Here is a 17,888-nt window from a genome sequence, read left to right on the forward strand (position 1 = left end):
GGGCTTGTTAATAGGATAAAATTCAATAAATATAAAATGCTCACAAACCTTGCCTTATAAATGATTGTGAGCATTTTATTTAGGATACCAGTTTTTTCATGATGTAACGTTAATATCTTTAGGCTCTTATCATGAAATTCTCACTATTTCTCGTCTTCAGAAAAAGTTCTAGGTGCTCTTTTAGAAATCCAACATAACGGTCCACCTCTTCTATTGTGGTGTATGGCGAGATCGCAAAAAATTTATGCGCATAGAGAGAGATTCGCTTGCTTGAGTTTGCTGCTTTTACGATGCGCTGCTTTTTAGTATTTCCAAAGAAGACGGTATCTCGTTCGGCACCAATGACCTCTGCAAACTCGTCATTAAATTGATTGATTTCCGATATTTCTTCTATTGTTAAACGTCCGTTCAATTCATCATTCCATTTTGTCTCTTCAGGATAAAAACGGAATGTTGTGATCGGAGAAATCTCATTCGTGATCACTACATTCGAAATTTCTTTTAATAACGTCTTTCTAAAAGTAATATTGACACGTATGTAATTGGCTAAAAGTTCTTGATACCCTTCGATTCCAAAAGCCAATAAAGAAGCATAAATTGCTAAAGCACTACCCATTCGCGAGCATTCGAGTGTGTAGCCTGTATGATAACTACCATAACCACGATTTCCAACATACGGCGTTTCCGCTGCATCTAAATCAACATACTTCAGATTCTCTCTGTTTTTGACTAAAAATAAACTCGTAATATAGGGTGTTTGTCCAAGCTTGTGGAAATCAAAGACCATACTATCTGCAAGGTTGATATGTTTAAACCTCTGTTGGTAGGATTTCAATACCTCATTCACGTCGTTTTCAAATCGCAAAGGATTATTTTCAAAGTCGTAATGATTAAAGAAAGTATACATGCCGCCCATAGCTGAGTCTGCATGGATATAGATTGGATTGATGTCATATGTGCGTTCCACTTCATCCGCTATCCGCTTAATTCCCTCCATGTCATCAATGCCAAATGTATCAGTTGTGCCCATTGTGGCAAGGACATAAAGAGGAACGCCGCCTTTTGCAATAACATGCTCCATTTTTTCTTTTAAATCTTCTAGATTCATAGAATGATTCTCATTCACTTTTACACGAATCATGTTTTCCACACCAATCCCAGTTGCCTCTACTGATTTATACAGACTGTAGTGTGATAGCTCTGAACAGAAGCAATAGAGATTTTGCGGTACACCCTTTTGATTAGAGAATGGCGCGAAACGGGCAATCGCAAGACGTAAAGAATTAAAGACAGCTCCTTGCCCACCCCATGTTGTATATCCTGCACTAAGGCTTTCATCGTATCCGATAAGTTTGGATAGCATACTTGTTACTTCGATTTCTGCTGTAGCTGCTGCTTGTCCTTCCACATCCCAAAGATTGTTTCCATTGACTAGAACCATGACTAAGTTCCCAATGATACTGGCAATATTCGGAAGTGGCGCTGCATTTGCCACATAATTTCGATTGACATACCGGTGTCCTTCTACCAATTTTAGAAGCTTCTGAATCACTTCCTCCATCGATACACCCGTTTCCGGAACACTAGCCTGTCGAATGACACGATTATAATAATCCTCTGAGTACTCGGGCATTTCTCCTAGCGTTAGTTTGTTTGGATCCTTTAATGCATCTATTTTCGTTAAAATGGTCTTAAAATAGGACAATAATTCCTCTCTTTGAAAGTCATTTCCGTCCATACTAGGAAACAATTTTTGTATTTCTTTCATTGCTTTACCTCCCTGATGTTTTTACTAGCAGTCGTTTTATTTAAAGAAAACTAGAATCCAATCAGATCGTCCTGCTGCATCCATAAGAATGAGGATGATGGCAAATTGGACCTACATATATTAAGAGAAAATAACAGTTGAAAAAGAATACATTACCTACAATCGAACTACAAACCTTCTGATTTATTTTTCCATTTTATTTCCCTAGTTTAAGACAAAAATTTTTTCTAATGTACTTTTTCTGTTTTTGCTCTGTATAAAAAAAGCTTCCCACAAGTCAGTTAAACCTATGAGAAGCACTCTTATACTTATCAGCCAGCAAGATTAATAGGTTTAAACTGCCTTATTAACCTTATAATCAGCATTTTGAACCACTTTCGCTTCTTCAGTTTCAGCACCATGCCCCATTGTAAATAATAATTTATTTACATCATTTTTTAACCCGATAAGATTTTTTGCTTCCTGAACAAGTTTTTGCATTGTATGGAGTTCATCATCACTAATTTCTATGAGTTCCTCAAACATTTCAACAGATTCCCTTGAGATTGAAGCTATCTCCACGATTGTTTCCATAATCTGTTGTGTTGCAGAGGATAATTCCTCCGAACTAGCAGAAGAATTTTCATTATTTTCAGCAATGATCTTTGTCGTAGATACAATCTTTTCGAACATGTTTCCAACCTCTACAATGGTCGTATTTGTATCTTTAAATTCTTCTGTTCCTTGCTGCATGGAATGAACAACTATTTCTGTTTCTTCTTGTATATTCTTCACGATATTTGAAACTTCCGAAGAAGACTGGCGTGACTGTTCGGCCAATTTTCGAACTTCATCAGCAACAACAGCAAATCCTTTACCATGTTCACCCGCTCGTGCAGCTTCTATCGCCGCATTCAATGCCAATAAATTAATTTGTTCTGAAATCCCAGTAATCACTTTTACAATCGTGCCGATTTCTTGAGATTTTTCTCCAAGCTTATTTATTGCATTAAATGTTGTATTGATCGTTTGATTAAAGTGCTCCATTTTTTCTAAGGAATCCTTTAGCTTCTCGTTCCCCTCTTGTGTCAATTCTAAGGTAGTACTCGATTGTTCAGAAATTTGATTGGATCTCACGGATAAATCTTCGATAGCCTGTGCCATTTCTTCCATAGATGCAGCACTTTCTTCTGTAGCTACTAATTGCTTCTGTAATCCTCTTCCTACCTCATCAATTGCCGCTCTAACAATATCCGCTTTCTCTGAAGCATATTCACCAGTTACTGCGAGGTTTTCCCCTTTTTCATGTACATTTTTGGAAAAAGAAAAAAACTTTTCCCTTACACCGCTAAAATACTCAATTAATGGATTATACGCAGCATGATCAGAAGTTTTTTCATCCACTTTGCCTGCTGATATTTCTTTCATTACATTTATTATTTCTTTATTAAAATGAGGACTATGTTTTAGTGAAAAATATCGGTAAGCAAAATACACCGATACCCCCAATAAGATAACAATTATACCTAGCATAATAGCTTCCATGATATATAAATGCCCCTAACTCCTATTATTTTTTATTCAAATCCCAACACAAGTTCATCTATGCTGGATTTAATATTTTATAGCTCCCTGATAACGATATATGTTCCATCGGCTACACTTGCAGGAATGCCATTCAACTTCCTATTATCCTGATATCTATGTACAATATAATTTCCTTCTATATCTTGATATTTTTTCATATTATGATATTTTTCCATTACACGCATCGACTTCGGATTTGTCGCTTCCCCTAAAACAGCCTTTAACCCTTGTGATGATGCCTTTGTTATCAATTTATCTCCTAATTGCTGAATAATATCGTGACGGTCATGCTCTGCTATCACTCCTAACATAAATAGGTGTAATAGCTCTCCATCTTCAATTTCTTTTCCGTTTCTTTTTTGATAATCATCCATGAAACGTTTGTCCACATCCTCAAGCACACGTAGAATAACATTCATATCATAAAAAGAACCTTCAAATATATCTTCTCCGATAATCTCTGGTGCATTGGTATCTCCAGCAAGCACACCTACAACATTATTATGAGCATCACACGCGACTGCACAATATCCCTGCTCTACTGTAGAGTCTAAATAATCCTTGGTAAACTGATAGAAATCTTCATACTCTATATTTAATTGACCCACCATCGGTTCCTGAACCCATTTTCCCGAAACATCCACTCCAATAAATGTACGAGCTAGACACTCAGCTGCTTTCTGAATTAAATCGGTTTGTTCCTTCGTGATAATTTCATATGTATACAATTCTTGAGCTGTTTGCACTGGTTGATCTTCCTTTCAGCTTATAAATTTAATGATGGCTAACATTACATAGAATGCTGTACTTTATCGATAAATGTACCTGTGAAATTAATTCTTTCAAGTACATTCCTAATTTGCACTTGAGCAATTTTAGAGGCAGGCTTTACTACAAGGATATCCTTAAAGCCTAAGTTAGAATAAAATTGCATTGTTTGCTCCAACTGTGGTACAACCTTTGAAGGGACAGGTGTTTGGTGAGTCCCGTCGACAACAAACGTATATTCATGTTTTGATACTTTATTAATCGTATCCTGTAAATCTATCATATAACCTTCTGCATCTTCTTCTCTCATTAATCCATGTACCTGTACATGAACCTCTTTCGCGACCTCATTAATGGCCATTTTATATTTCTTTTTATCAACAACGATCATCTTTAAATCTCCTTTCTCCATATAATTTGCTCTTTTCATTTGTTACCATTTGCACGTTATTTGCGTAGGAGTGCAATAAAAAAAGCTATCCCAAATATAGATAAGGATAGCCTGATCATCGAATAATCGCTTGTTATCATTATTCTCGGCAACCCGACGATCATTATCCCTAAGGATTTTAGACTCGTAGCTTTGCGTCCTTACCTTTCGATAAGTTTGCCTTTTGCAATTTTTTAAAAAGTAGTACTAAACTCATGATAACATAGAACTATTACAATATGAATTTTTTGTAATTTTTTGTCGAATTAGACTATTTTAATTGATTTATATATGGTTAGTCTAGTAATTAGGTATCGCTACTTTTCACCTAGAAGAGGAGGATTAGTGCTTAGCTGTTTGAACTACCTTCAAATGCTTCCGCCCCTTTTGATTATGGTGGTTTGATAGCTTGAAGTTTTGATAGCAAGCGTGAATAAAGGGATCTTCAAGCATATTTATTTATTTACAAGTTCTTGGTAAGATAACTATATTCAGAATGGTTTTTATATTACGAATGATTAAATTCTATAAACAAGATGGCGGGTAAGCTGCCGCCTTACGATTTTAACTAGTAATCTAGCAGAAAGGAGATTCCCATGAGCAAATTATTATGGAACTCACCAAAAGATTTAGAGAGCTTGCTTTATGAACTTGTCGGTTGGGAAAGTGAAACCTTCTCAGAAGGTGAAAAACGCTTCTCGATAAAATTGCATGAAAAGATGAGTCACCTGCCATATTTCATGGAACACCCTGATTATCTAACATTAGATCCGGTTGATAAAGGACGCTCTTTTTTAACTGCCCTTTATAAAAATGAACATGCTTCAGATACGGTGGTTCTTATTAGTCATTTTGATACCGTTGAAACGGAAGAATATGGGCAGCTACAGCCGATTTGTCGGAAGCCACTTCAATTGACGGAAGCACTCAAGCAGCATAAGAATCGCTTATCCAAAAATGCCGTGAAGGATTTAGAATCAGGTGAGTATGTATTTGGGCGCGGAACGATGGATATGAAAATTGGTCTAGCCATTCATATGGGACTGATCGAAAAAGCCATTGCCGAGGAGTGGCCGATTAATTTATTGCTCGTTACAGTTCCAGACGAAGAAGTCAATTCATCAGGTATGCGCGCCGCAGTAAAAAAATTGGTGAATCTAAGTGAAGAACACGGTCTTGTCTATCAGTTATTCTTAAATAGTGAATCCTCCTTTTCCCAAAATCCAGAGGATGAGAACTACTATATTTATACAGGAACCATCGGCAAAATCATGCCATCCGCCTTATTTTATGGCAAGGAAACACATGTCGGTGAACCATTAAAAGGCATGACTGCCAACTATATTGCCGCTTATTTCAATCAACAAATGGAATGGAATCCCCTATTCCAGGAAGAGCATCTAGGAGAAAAAACACCACTGCCTGTTTCACTACAACAAAAAGATTTAAAACTAACATACTCGACGCAAACCCCGGCCCGTGCCCAAGCACTCTATAATGTCTTTATGATGCAGCGCTCAGCAAAGGACATCATGAATCGGTTTGAGCAGGTAGCCAAAGATGCGGTCTCTCGCTGCAATGAAAACTACCGTGCCCTTTGTAAGCAAGAAAACATCAAAGGAATTGGTGATGTGCGTGTATTGCGTTTTGAACAGCTTGAATCCTATGCCCGCGATAAGTTTGGTGATGCATTTGTTTATGCCATCCATTCGAAAGCTTTACAAATGGATGAGTTAGATGAACGGGATCAATCCTTCTTCGTTGCCGATCAACTCATGCACAATTGTCAGGAATTAGCACCAGCGGTCATACTCTTATTCACGCCACCGTATTACCCAGCGGTTAATTCATCAGACGACCCATTGATTCAAAAAGCCGTTCAATTGTTGTCAGATTTGACCCAGCAAATGAATATTCCATTAAAGCCAGTTAACTATTTTAATGGAATATGCGATTTAAGCTATGTCAACTATAGTGACAAAAACGATGGATGGACAAGTTACGAGAAAAACACACCGATTTGGGGAGATGGATACTTTATTCCCTTTGAGGACATGAAAAAGCTTAGAGCGCCGGTGCTTAATGTGGGTGCTTTTGGTAAGGATGCACATCAACTTTCAGAGAGATTGCATAAGGAAAGTGCGTTTGTGCGGACTCCTGTGTTGGTTGAAAAGTTGATTTTAGGGTTGCTTGGTAGATAGGATTTGGATGGATTATCTTGAATAAAAAATGCTCACGGGCCTTGGTTTTGGTTTGTGAGCATTTAAACTTTTTCAAATTAAATGTTTTAGAATTTGTAAAGTTCCTAGAAAAGGATTTCTGGAATTTTTTGTATTTTTTCATTTCAATCACTATACCTGAAACACATTTTCTTCAATATTTTCGCTTTATGTGTTTCAATCGCTATACTTGAGACACATTTTCTCTAATATTTTCGCTTTATGTGTTTCAAACACTATACTTGAAACACATTTTCTCCGATATTCTCACTTTATGTGTTTCAAACACTATACTTGAAACACATTTTCTCTACTATTCTCTTATAATGTGTTTCAAACACTATACTTGAGACACATTTTCTCTAATATTCTCTTATAATGTGTTTCAATCGCTATACTTGAGACACATTTTCTCTAATATTCTCTTATAATGTGTTTAAAAAACACTATCCTTGAAACACATTTTCCCTAATATTCTCTTATAATGTGTTTCAAACACTATACTTAAGACACATTTTCTCCGATATTCTCACTTTATGTGTTTCAAACACTATCCTTGAGACACATTTTCTCCGATATTCTCACTTTATGTGTTTCAAACACTATCCTTGAGACACATTTTCTCCGATATTCTCACTTTATGTGTTTCAAACACTATCCTTGAGACACATTTTCTCTACTATTCTCTTATAATGTGTTTCAAACACTATACTTGAGACACATTTTCTCCGATATTCTCACTTTATGTGTTTCAACCGCTATACCTGAGACACATTTTCTCCGATATTTTCGCTTTATGTGTTTCAATCGCTATACTTGGGACACATTTTCTCCGATATTCTCGCTTTATGTGTTTCAATCACTATCCTTGAGACACATTTTCTCCGATATTCTCACTTTATGTGTTTCAAACACTATACTTGAGACACATTTTCTCTACTATTCTCACTTTATGTGAAGCATAAACATAAATAATAATAGAAATCCTTTAATGGGTACTTATTCTAAAAATGCTTCCATTCTTTTTTGTTTATTTCACCTGTTACCCATCCAAAATACAAATTTACTTCATTCAATTCTACTGGACCAACAATTCCATCCTTATTCGGGGAAAAATTAAACAGTTTTACAAAGTTTATATAGTCTTCAAACCATTTTCTAGTTTCGCTAAATGAATGAACAAGCATAAGAGATTGACGAGCATTTACTTTCCTTGCTTCAAGCACTGCTGATGATGCTCTATGTAGTAATTGGTATCTTATATTACCTACACTTTCTTTATGTAACCCCAGTATATTAAGTAAGGATTCTAATCTTTTTTGTTTACCATCACTAGGATTCTTACCTAACCAATTTTCAACAGTTTTCCCAAAGGGCTCTGAAACTTTTCCTTCCACCATAATCGTTAATAATTCATTTTTAGACTTCGCAAGTACATAAAGATCATTTTGCGAGCTTGCATTTCCACCAGGTAAAGGTACCTTATACTCAGGGAATGCTAATAATACTTCCACATCGTGGAACAAAGGAAACTCGCACTGTTTAAAAATCGTATCCACGCAAGAAGGAAGTTTAGTAGCTTCTTCCCAACAATGAGCTAATTCATAAGCTGAATACCCCTTTTTCCATTGTTTGTCTGGATCTGCAAGAGAGTCTCTCCACGAAAGAGGACCTCGAGATGGAATAAAGAATTTAGCCATTTTTCTCTCCCCTATTTTGTTTTCTTATTGACTAATAATTTAAAAGGTAAATGTTGATATTTGATGCATCTCCGAAATAATCTTTATATAATATAAGAACAAATATTCTGGAAGGGTTTCAAGGTGAGCAAAGCGTTTAGCAACTTGTTAATGCATATTGAAAAATTACCACATACAAAAATAAACAAGTTTACCAATGGGTTAAACGCTATGTTGAACCTTCTTCATCTGTTGGTGGTCGTTTAATTAACAACAACCTTACTTGGTTTTTATTTGTTGACAGTCGTAGTAACGAAAGCAATAAACAGCACATTAAAGAATTTCTATTATCATCATTTGTATTTGAAATGACGGACACAAATGTTAGTTTGAGGCTATCAAAAGTGTAACTCTTTTTTTAGTTATCGAACAGGAAAAGCCTAAAAAGTAACAAAACATCAAGTATATTCGTCAAATAAAAAGGAGGTAGGTGTTTTTGAGAAAGTTAGTGTTGATTACAATATTGATTGTTTTATCTACGACTTTAATGGGTTGTAATTTAATTCAACCAAAGGATAGTGTGTCGATTGAATTGATTGCATTCAATAGTCTTACAGATGAAGAAAAGGATTTAATTCCTGCAAGTCCAAAAGATTCAATCGTGGAAAAAGTAACAGTTAATGATGAAAATAAATCTTTTATTGACAAAAATTATGATAAAGACCAAGTTTATGCAGTTACGTTTAATAATACTGAAACAAATTCTTCTGGAAAACTTACGGTTTTTGTTGATTTGGATAAGGAAACAGTTGTCGGTAAAGGATTTACGAGCAAGTAAGTATCAAATAAAACATCAATAATGGTAGGAAACCCCGAATTGTAGAGGTTTCCTTTAACTTTGCTCAATTATCAATATTAAAATTTAACAGAGCCTTTAATTTAATAATTCTAATCAAAAAAATCCATAAAATATAATAGAGTTAGTTAATTTTGTATATTTAATTCCCTTAAAACTTCTTTACGCAAATCACTCGCAATATTCCCATTTTTATAATCATCCAACAAAAAATTTATCCTCTGAATATAACTATCTGAATCCTCTATACATCTTTCAAAACAATCCATAAAATGGTCTACTAAAGTATCATCAACTAAAGCAATTGGTTCTGGATAATATTTGACATCTTCTCTTTCAAATGCTTTTCTACAAGTGTAAGCAACTGCATCAATAATGCAGTTCCAAGCGTTTACATCTGATTCATTATCTGACATCTCTTGAATTATTGTTATACCATTTTCCTCATTATCTAATAATCCATATAGTATATCCCCTATATTTTCTTTACTTTTTAGCCACTCCCAACATTTATTTATAACTTCTTGGGCTAAAATTTGATCTTCCCTTTGTGAAAAAATCGACAAAACTTTTTCTGAAAGTCCAAGAAAAAGTATTACTTTACCATCTTCTGTTAAACTACTAAAACTAGTATTAGCCATAATTAACCTCCAACAAATCAAATATACTTTTCATTTTTAAACATTAGAATATGAACACCAGTTACTTTAATGCTTTTATCAATAAGTTCTTTTTCCTTTTTCTTTCCCAGCAACATTGGAAGTGGTGAAAGGTCATTTTTTGTTTACAACCAAGTGCAGCTTAAATAGCGGTTTCATGATATCAAGGTCTACCTCTATCAAAAGAGGATAGTTGAAGCTTAATTTCATTTATGTTTATTTTCACTTCTTTATCAAATATTGAAGATTTTAAATATTCATTATGTTAAAATCCTTCTTAAGGAGGGAAGTATATCGTGAAACAAATAATCATTGCTTTTACTCTATTATTAGCTTTAGTGGGTTGCTCTAATAAGGATACTGTTAAGGGGAATGCCTCCCAACAAACTAGTAACCCTACTGAAAGTAACTCAGAGGTATTAGCTCAAGAAAATAAAGAATTAAAAAAACAACTAGAGGAAAGACCAGCTCTTACATCAGAACAATTAAGAGAAACGATGAATCTCTCATTTAAAACCATACAAGCTATGATAAATAAAGACTATAACTATCTTGAAACAATAAAGAACTCGAATGTGACTATTAATCAGAAGACGAACACTTTTATATTTGATGATGCTCATGAACAAGCTTTCTTACAATCTATTGATTACAATCATTTTGAATACAGGTTTCATCATTTAGAAGATGATGTTATAACAGTCGGGTTCGCCCAAAACAATTCTGAAATCGTTTTTCAGTTTTCACAAAAGGAAGGTAGGTATTTATTAAGTTCATTTATTACCAACTAGTGTGCAAAAAACACTCATTTTAAAATTGAGTGCTTTTTGCCTATGATTCCTTCTTAATTATAAAGCACATTTCTTTCTTGAGGAATTTGAAAATACATTCAAACGTAGGAGCACAGAAAAAATTGTATCTATTTTTATGACCTGTCACTCTTATCTAATAAACTCTAAACAAAACAGACGGCATTCTTGCTTCCATAATGGAAGGACAAGAACCCGTCCAATTACTTCTTATAGATACTTCGACGTTACTGATCTCTCACAATCCAGGATGCCCACTGGTGGGCCTTCATAAAGGATTTCTCCACCAGCCGTACCACCATCTGGACCTAAATCTATGATCCAATCACAATTGCGGATGACGTCTAGATGATGTTCAATGACTACCACTGTATTCCCTTTATCAACTAGTTTATTAATAATACGCAGAATGTTAGAGACATCTGACATATGCAATCCTGTAGTTGGTTCATCAAGTATATATATGTTCCCCTTTGTGTTCAGTTCCTTTGCTAGTTTCAGTCTTTGACATTCACCACCGGATAATGTGTTTAGAGGCTGTCCTAATGACAGATAACCTAGACCAACTGTGTTCATGCTTTTCAGCTTGGTCTGAATGCTTTTTACTTCGAAGAAATCTAAAGCTTCAGCGACGGACATCTCCATGATTTCTACAATATTCTTACCCTTATATAAGTATTGGAGCACATCCTGCTTGAATCGACTGCCATTACAATCACTACATTCTACTTCCATAACATCCATAAAGGATAGATTGAGCTGGACAATTCCAGTTCCACCACAAGTTTCACAGGCACCCTTTGAATTGTAGCTAAATAATCCGCTTTCTACATTATTAGTGTCTGAAAATGCCTTGCGGATGGCATCCATAATGCCGGAAAAGGTTGCAGGATTCGAACGAATATTAGCATGGACCGGGCTTTGGTCAATGCGAATCGCCTCCGGAAAATCTTTTGCAAAAACTTCATTGACTAGCGTACTTTTACCAGATCCCGCTACTCCCGTAACAGCAGTGAAAACCCCTTTTGGTATGCGAAGGCTGACGTTTTTCAAATTATGAAGGCTACTTTTTCTACTTTCCAGAAAATCAGAAACCTGTCTTGGTTTTGCATTGATTTCCGTTTTACTGCTTAAATACTTCGCTGTTAATGTATCAGAAGATAGTAAACCCTGGTAACTGCCACTATACATAATATTGCCTCCACCAGAGCCTGCATTCGGTCCCACATCAATAATATAGTCTGCAATTTGGATAACATCCGGGTCATGCTCCACAACTAAAACGGTATTGCCCTTGTCACGTAACTTGACAAGCAATTCATTTAACCGGTAAACATCACGTGGGTGAAGTCCAGTGCTTGGTTCATCAAATATGTACATTAACCCTGTTAAGTTGCTAGACAAATATTTCACCATTTTTACCCTTTGCGACTCACCACCAGATAAGGTTGGCGTTTCCCTAGTGAGAGTCAAATAACTTAATCCGATATCACACAGGCTTTTTAACCGTTCTACAATACCAGCGATAATCGGTTTAGCATTAGGTTCATCTATTTCCATTAGAATCTTCATTAACTCATCTAACTGCATGTCTGTTAGATCATAAATAGAATAGCCATTTATTTTAGAAGACATCACTTTCTCGTTATATCGAGTGCCTTCACAGGAGGGACATGTACAGGTGATTGCATAATCCTTCAGTTTCTTCGCGGCAGCTTTCGTTGTCTCTTTTTCTCTATTCACATTTTGCTGCATAAATTTTACTGCTATGCCCTGGTAAGTTGCGTTCATTTCATTACCCATGTAATTTAACTTTACTTTTTGTGGCTCTGCATAGACCAATTGATCGAATTCTTCTTTTGTATAGTCTTTTAATTTTTTATCTTTGTCGAAAAAGCCAGATTCAGCATAAGCTTTCCATTGCCAAGTACCCGGTGCAAAACCCGATAGTAGTATGGCTCCTTCGTTTAGAGACTTTTCCATATCCAGCGCAGCATCCGTGTTTAATGTAATAATTTTTCCAATTCCTTCGCATTTCGGACACATACCACTAGGATCATTAAAAGAATAGGCATTTGCATACCCGATAGCTGGCTCGGCAAAACGAGAAAAAAGCAATCTCATCAAGGAATTAATGTCTGTCGCCGTTCCAAGTGTAGACCGCGCATTTCCACCTAGACGTTTTTGATCAACTACAATCGCAGTAGAGAGATTATTGATTTCATCAACCTCTGGCCTACTGTATTTGGGTAGAAACTGACGTGCAAAGCTACTAAAAGTCTCATTTAATTGACGCCCTGCTTCTTGAGCAATCGTATCAAAAACAATCGATGACTTTCCTGAACCAGATACTCCTGTAAAAATAGTAATTTTCCCTTTAGGAATCTGCACATCGATATTTTTCAAATTGTTTTCCCTTGCATTAATTAACTCAATAAATTCCTGCTTCATTCAATCCTCTCCTTTATAAATTAAATATTCAAACGCTCGACTTGGGAAAAATAATCATACCAATAGTAAATTTGGAATTGCAAGCGAAAGCATGGGGACGGTTCTTCCGCTTCTTTGGATTCATTGCAAGGATGTAAAAAAGCTTTGACCACCATCGTGAATACTAAAACCTTTTGTAAATGGAACGGATAAATATTATCTAGTTTTTCATAGGAAGAGTGAGAGCGATGAAACCAAAGTATATCAATCGATTGTTTACCATAAATAATGTAAAGATCTTAGGGAATCGATATTACTTTCATAATCCTCTCTACTGTTTTCCACCTCACAAGAATTTTTTCCTTCACGTAATACGAAAATGATCCAAATATTTTAGTCTTGTTCTGTCCCGCCAGATATTAAATTTCCACCACTCGTTTTGTATACAAGATTAGATTGGGATTTCGTTTCACATATGTTTTCTCTACGACTCAAACAGTACCTTCTTCCTAGTCTCATAGGTATTAAGTTGGAATTTTTAATTATAAGAAAAAATAGGAAAAGTAATTCGTTATAATTGGAAGATATAGTATAATCCACAATTTATTAGTGCTACTATCTAATACTTTTTGCTTACAGGGGAGTGGGGATATGAAAAAGCTGTTAGGAATGTTAATCATCGTTCTTTTGCTGCTTGTCGGCTGCCAGGGTGAAAAAGTCACCAATAAAGAAAACACTGATTCCAAAAAGACAGAAAAGGCATCAGCGACGCAAAAGAAAGAGGAAAATAATTGGCAATCAAACCTAAACGATATTCAGTTGGACTCGACAATAGAGGCTTTAAAGGAGCAGAAGGCTGGAATTTTAGTAAAAGATACGACGAAGGAACAAGAAATAAAAGAAACGGCATTGTTCCCGACCGAAATGGACAGTGAACAAAAGGAGAAGCTGACCGACCAATTAAAGTTATTAACTAAAGAAACGAAGGACCCGGAAATGCTAAAAAAAGGGCTGATCTATTTACTTGGAAGTCCCTATTATAAGGATGCTATTGAACCGGTAGAAGCATTTACACCTAACTTTGAAGAACCAGATTTGCCGGAACCAGAGAAGACGACGAATACAGAAACTGCGGAAGCGAAAAACTCAAAAGCAATCATATTACTGGATGCGAGCTCAAGTATGCTGCAACAGGTTGGCGGCAAAATGAAGATGGAAATTGCTAAAGATGCAGTCAAACGTTTTGCGAAAACCATTGGTCAATCCAGTGAAGTTTCTCTTATTGTATATGGTCATGTTGGGAGTTCAGCTGATAAAGATATGAAAAAATCATGCAGTGCTATTGAAGAGAAATATACGATGGGGAAATACGACGAAAAAACGTTTGTCACAGCAGTAAATTCCTTTCAAGCGAAAGGCTGGACACCACTTGCGGGAGCGATAAAGAAAGCGAAGGAAATGTCTAAGGCCTATGATGCTGATACGACCATTTATATCGTCAGTGACGGTGCAGAAACTTGCGAAGGGAATCCAGTCAAAGAAGCGAAAGCATTCGCATCTGAAAATAGTGAGTATAAAGTAAACATTATCGGCTTTGATGTTGATTCAAAATCAGAAGATCAATTAAAGAAAGTGGCGGAAGCAGGAAACGGTAAGTATTTTTCTGCTAATAATCCAAATGACTTAAGCAAAACAATAGAAACACAGTGGCTACCTTCAGCGGGTGATCTTGCATGGTCATTTACAAAGGCTCCTGGTCCATGGGAAATTTTAGCGGAGCAAAAACGAGTTGATACGCTAAGTGAACCTTTGAAAAATGTGATATCACGAGAAAATGATAGGTTTACGCAAGCCATCCAGTTAATGGAGGAAAACCAGTGGATCGATTCGGAAACATCGTCCACCCTCCGAGATTGGAAATCGGAAAGAAACGAACAACTACGAAATATTGCTTCCCAACTATCTCAAGAAAAATATACCGAAATCAATGACAGAGCCAGTGAAATCGATAAAAAGGTAAAAGAATGGACAGATAGAATGTGGAAACTCAGAAAAGAAAGCGGCAAAACGTGGTAGGGGACGGTTCTTCTGCTTCTCTGGATTAGTTAGAAGGATTTAAAAAAGCTTGGACTATCATCGTGAATTGTTTAAAACCTTTTTGCAAATGGAACGTATAATTACTATCTAGTTTTTCAATGAAAGGGTGAAAGCGATGAAACCAAAGTTTATCAATCGATTGTTCACCATAAATAATGTAAAGACCTTAGGGGAACGGATTGGCATGTTCTTTATGATCCTGTGCCTCATATTTTTCATTTTGACACTTATCATTTTTGGAATTTCATTTTTCTTCAAAAATGATTGGATCGTTCATGAGATCATTCAGCTGATTAGTGGTGTTTGTTTCACATTTGTTTTCTGTTCGATCTTTATTACATTAATTTTTATGACCCGCAATTGGATTTGGAAACTGTTAGGTGTTTTTATCACCATCGCTTTTTTCTATGCTTCCACTCAACTCATGGTAAATGTGAAAATGATCTATAAAGATAAGGCCGCTTATGAAAACAAGCAATTTGAAAAGATCGTTGGCGTCCCGACAGAGGTAGAGTATGATAACCCAGAGTCTGGACCAAGAGTGGTGTATGAAATTATGTTTGAAGATGTAACTATTCAAGCTACCCATCTATGGATACGCCAAGATTATTTTGAAAAAAATATGAAGGGAAAAAGACTAGTAGTTTTCTATTTACCGAACAGTCATTATGCGATGGGTGTCAACGTGGCTGATTAGTGTCGAGCAGCGGGTTAATTTTACGCTTCACCATACACCAATACTGGACGAGGTACCACCCTTCTCCACCTACCTGGAATAAAAATTTTGTTACTCATATGACTGTTATTTCTTCATCAGATTATCGATTAGTCTCAGATTCCATCAACATAATAAATAGTGGATCCAGTGGACGGTTACTAGATTTAAAAACTAGTGACCGTCCACTTGTTTAATTTTCCTCTAACAATCCCTCAAAATACTGAATAAAGATATTTTCAACTTTATGATTTATTGACTAGTCGAACCGTTCTCATCATATTCTTATAAAAAAGAAATAAGAAAGGATGTGAATGAGTTGATCAAAGTAAAGGTTCGTTTACGGCCCCTTATTAGTAAGATTAATTTGCCCACTGTGATGAAAACGACTATACTGCCAGGTGACTCAATGGAAAGATTATTTATTGCAACCCAGGTCGGAGAGATCTTTTACATAGGTAACGGCGATATTCGAACTTTTTTAGATATTCGCCCTCAAGTTATCAAACTAGGTTCCTCTGAACCAGGGGTTTCCGGCCGTGGCTATGATGAACGGGGATTGCTGGGAATGGCGTTTCATCCACATTTTTATTATAACGGTTTGTTTTATCTACATTATTCGGTAGCAGGCACACAAGGACCTGGTGCTCTTCCCAAACCCTTTAAGCCTGACCCGTGTGATCCCAGCACGTTAAACCTAAAGTGGATAAATAGAGAGACCCAGTATGAGCATATTGATACAGTAGAAGAATGGATGTTACAGAGAAATGGTCAACCGCAAAAACGACGGACATTGCTTAACTTGAGAAGACCTTTTTTTAATCATAATGGTGTGAATAGCTTGAACTTTTCACCTGAAACAGGAAAGCTTGTTTTCACAAACGGAGATGGGGGAGCAGGCTATGATCCATTTAATTTAAGTCAGGATGATATGGAGATATTCGGTAAAATCATCGAAATCGATGTTAATAAGGATACAAATATCCATACCCCACCCGTCGTCACACGCTTTAATGAGCTGCCGGTCCCCATTCGAGAAACCCTTACCGTTATCGCCAAAGGAGTTCGCAATATACCAGGGATATCATTTCAAAGATTTGGGAATCAGTATATCAAATATGTGGGAAATGTCGGACAGGATTTGATCGAGTCGATTTTTTCTTTCGTCCATTATAAACCTATACCAGTTACTCACCTCATTCAAGCTGCTTTAACGAAATCTCCCCTTAACCATGAAGGATTTATTAACTTTGGCTGGCGGGGATGGGAAGGTGTTTTACCAACTTCAACGATAAGGAATTGCTCTGCAGACCCGACCTTGAAAGAGAAAACGATTGCTTATTACGATGAAGCAGTAAATACCTCAGTGAGTCGCCTTCAGCCTCTAACTAGTTATTTTCATAAAGATCCTCGCCCCGATAAGTTTGCCGGAACTGCACTTACAGGAGTGCAAGCCTATATGGGAGATGGAATCCCACATTTAAAAGGAAGCGTTGTGTTCACCGATCTTGCCCGAAAAGAAGAAGCACGACCTCCAGTTAAAGGTGTTCTAGCCTATACCAGGGGAAATGATTTTAGTGTGATTGAAACTGATTATAACTTTGGTTCAGAGTCAGCTTATTATGTTAGTTTGGGAACGAATATGGATCAAACTAGACTTTATTTAGGGGTATATGGCTCTATGAAAGTGACGGATTTAAACCAAGGTAGGGTGATGGAGATTGTTTTGTGATTTGGATAATCCAAATAAGATAGCAAAACATCGGTCAAATAGACCCATTGTCCGACCGACTTTTCCAGTCTAGATTCTGCTATACAAAAGACTAAAGAGATATGGAGATTGATTCCACATCCCTAAATTTAAAACGACTGGATACCTAGTTCTTATAGAA

At 36.2% G+C, this 17,888-nt stretch carries 13 protein-coding genes, 1 pseudogene and 1 riboswitch; of the genes and pseudogenes, 7 read left to right on the plus strand and 7 right to left on the minus strand.

All coding sequences use genetic code 11. The features are described 5' to 3' along the window. Positions 1-118: 118 nt before the first annotated feature. From I5818_RS19230 to I5818_RS19245, 4 genes are all read right to left on the minus strand, one after another. Positions 119-1,768 carry a pyridoxal phosphate-dependent decarboxylase family protein gene (locus I5818_RS19230; protein WP_078110030.1) on the minus strand — a complete coding sequence of 550 codons (1,650 nt, stop codon included), beginning with the start codon at positions 1,766-1,768 and terminating at the stop codon, positions 119-121. Between the two features lie 333 nt (positions 1,769-2,101). Next, positions 2,102-3,292: a methyl-accepting chemotaxis protein gene (locus tag I5818_RS19235; RefSeq protein WP_078110029.1), complete on the minus strand. Its 1,191-nt coding sequence runs from the start codon at positions 3,290-3,292 to the stop codon at positions 2,102-2,104. 77 nt (positions 3,293-3,369) lie between these two features. Continuing rightward, positions 3,370-4,080: a hypothetical protein gene (locus I5818_RS19240; protein ID WP_078110028.1), complete on the minus strand. Its 711-nt coding sequence runs from the start codon at positions 4,078-4,080 to the stop codon at positions 3,370-3,372. Between the two features lie 44 nt (positions 4,081-4,124). Continuing rightward, on the minus strand, positions 4,125-4,514 hold the full coding sequence (locus I5818_RS19245) for a hypothetical protein (protein WP_244975352.1): 390 nt from the start codon (positions 4,512-4,514) through the stop codon (positions 4,125-4,127). Between the two features lie 123 nt (positions 4,515-4,637). Further along, positions 4,638-4,724, minus strand: a riboswitch (cyclic di-GMP riboswitch). Between the two features lie 404 nt (positions 4,725-5,128). Between I5818_RS19245 and I5818_RS19250 the strand changes: the two genes are divergently transcribed. Next, the gene (locus I5818_RS19250) at positions 5,129-6,733 is read left to right on the plus strand and encodes a M20/M25/M40 family metallo-hydrolase (RefSeq protein ID WP_078110026.1); all 1,605 of its coding nucleotides are present in this window, start codon (positions 5,129-5,131) and stop codon (positions 6,731-6,733) included. Positions 6,734-7,755: 1,022 nt separating this feature from the next. On the opposite strand, the gene I5818_RS19255 is transcribed toward I5818_RS19250, so the two are convergent. Then, a complete protein-coding gene (locus I5818_RS19255) occupies positions 7,756-8,451 on the minus strand; it encodes a DUF6946 family protein (protein ID WP_078111391.1) in 696 nt (231 codons plus the stop codon). Between the two features lie 251 nt (positions 8,452-8,702). On the opposite strand from I5818_RS19255, the pseudogene I5818_RS19260 reads away from it, so the two are divergent. Together I5818_RS19260 and I5818_RS19265 are read left to right on the plus strand one after the other, a co-directional pair. Beyond that, positions 8,703-8,840, plus strand: a pseudogene (locus I5818_RS19260) (IS1595 family transposase); the annotation flags it as partial. A gap of 80 nt (positions 8,841-8,920) precedes the next feature. After that, a complete protein-coding gene (locus tag I5818_RS19265; RefSeq protein WP_244975353.1) occupies positions 8,921-9,268 on the plus strand; it encodes a hypothetical protein in 348 nt (115 codons plus the stop codon). Positions 9,269-9,414: 146 nt separating this feature from the next. On the opposite strand, the gene I5818_RS19270 is transcribed toward I5818_RS19265, so the two are convergent. Further along, on the minus strand, positions 9,415-9,927 hold the full coding sequence (locus I5818_RS19270; RefSeq protein WP_078111542.1) for an Imm6 family immunity protein: 513 nt from the start codon (positions 9,925-9,927) through the stop codon (positions 9,415-9,417). A gap of 314 nt (positions 9,928-10,241) precedes the next feature. On the opposite strand from I5818_RS19270, the gene I5818_RS19275 reads away from it, so the two are divergent. Next, a complete protein-coding gene (locus tag I5818_RS19275) occupies positions 10,242-10,736 on the plus strand; it encodes a membrane lipoprotein lipid attachment site-containing protein (RefSeq protein ID WP_209391802.1) in 495 nt (164 codons plus the stop codon). Positions 10,737-10,964: 228 nt separating this feature from the next. Here the strand turns inward: I5818_RS19275 and I5818_RS19280 are convergent, their stop codons facing one another. Next, positions 10,965-13,205, minus strand: coding sequence for an ATP-binding cassette domain-containing protein (locus I5818_RS19280; RefSeq protein ID WP_078110532.1), 2,241 nt, complete (start codon positions 13,203-13,205; stop codon positions 10,965-10,967). 630 nt (positions 13,206-13,835) lie between these two features. Here I5818_RS19280 and I5818_RS19285 point away from each other — a divergent pair. The 3 genes from I5818_RS19285 (at position 13,836) to I5818_RS19295 (ending at position 17,728) form a co-directional block, all read left to right on the plus strand. Continuing rightward, positions 13,836-15,260 (plus strand): vWA domain-containing protein, encoded by a 1,425-nt coding sequence (locus tag I5818_RS19285; RefSeq protein WP_078110533.1) that lies wholly within the window; start codon positions 13,836-13,838, stop codon positions 15,258-15,260. A 136-nt stretch (positions 15,261-15,396) separates the two neighbouring features. Beyond that, the gene (locus tag I5818_RS19290) at positions 15,397-15,978 is read left to right on the plus strand and encodes a hypothetical protein (RefSeq protein WP_078110534.1); all 582 of its coding nucleotides are present in this window, start codon (positions 15,397-15,399) and stop codon (positions 15,976-15,978) included. A 337-nt stretch (positions 15,979-16,315) separates the two neighbouring features. After that, positions 16,316-17,728 carry a PQQ-dependent sugar dehydrogenase gene (locus I5818_RS19295; RefSeq protein ID WP_078110535.1) on the plus strand — a complete coding sequence of 471 codons (1,413 nt, stop codon included), beginning with the start codon at positions 16,316-16,318 and terminating at the stop codon, positions 17,726-17,728. The last annotated feature ends 160 nt before the right edge of the window (positions 17,729-17,888 follow it).

The organism is Heyndrickxia oleronia, assembly GCF_017809215.1.
Taxonomy (GTDB): Bacteria; Bacillota; Bacilli; order Bacillales; family Bacillaceae_C; genus Heyndrickxia; species Heyndrickxia oleronia.

Bases quoted from the DNA above. Each gene is read 5' to 3' on its own strand.
- I5818_RS19290 (WP_078110534.1), top strand. From the start codon at position 15,397: ATGAAACCAAAGTTTATCAATCGATTGTTCACCATAAATAATGTAAAG.
- I5818_RS19245 (WP_244975352.1), bottom strand. From the start codon at position 4,514: ATGGAGAAAGGAGATTTAAAGATGATCGTTGTTGATAAAAAGAAATAT.
- I5818_RS19250 (WP_078110026.1), top strand. From the start codon at position 5,129: ATGAGCAAATTATTATGGAACTCACCAAAAGATTTAGAGAGCTTGCTT.
- I5818_RS19235 (WP_078110029.1), bottom strand. From the start codon at position 3,292: ATGGAAGCTATTATGCTAGGTATAATTGTTATCTTATTGGGGGTATCG.
- I5818_RS19285 (WP_078110533.1), top strand. From the start codon at position 13,836: ATGAAAAAGCTGTTAGGAATGTTAATCATCGTTCTTTTGCTGCTTGTC.
- I5818_RS19255 (WP_078111391.1), bottom strand. From the start codon at position 8,451: ATGGCTAAATTCTTTATTCCATCTCGAGGTCCTCTTTCGTGGAGAGAC.
- I5818_RS19280 (WP_078110532.1), bottom strand. From the start codon at position 13,205: ATGAAGCAGGAATTTATTGAGTTAATTAATGCAAGGGAAAACAATTTG.
- I5818_RS19230 (WP_078110030.1), bottom strand. From the start codon at position 1,768: ATGAAAGAAATACAAAAATTGTTTCCTAGTATGGACGGAAATGACTTT.
- I5818_RS19270 (WP_078111542.1), bottom strand. From the start codon at position 9,927: ATGGCTAATACTAGTTTTAGTAGTTTAACAGAAGATGGTAAAGTAATA.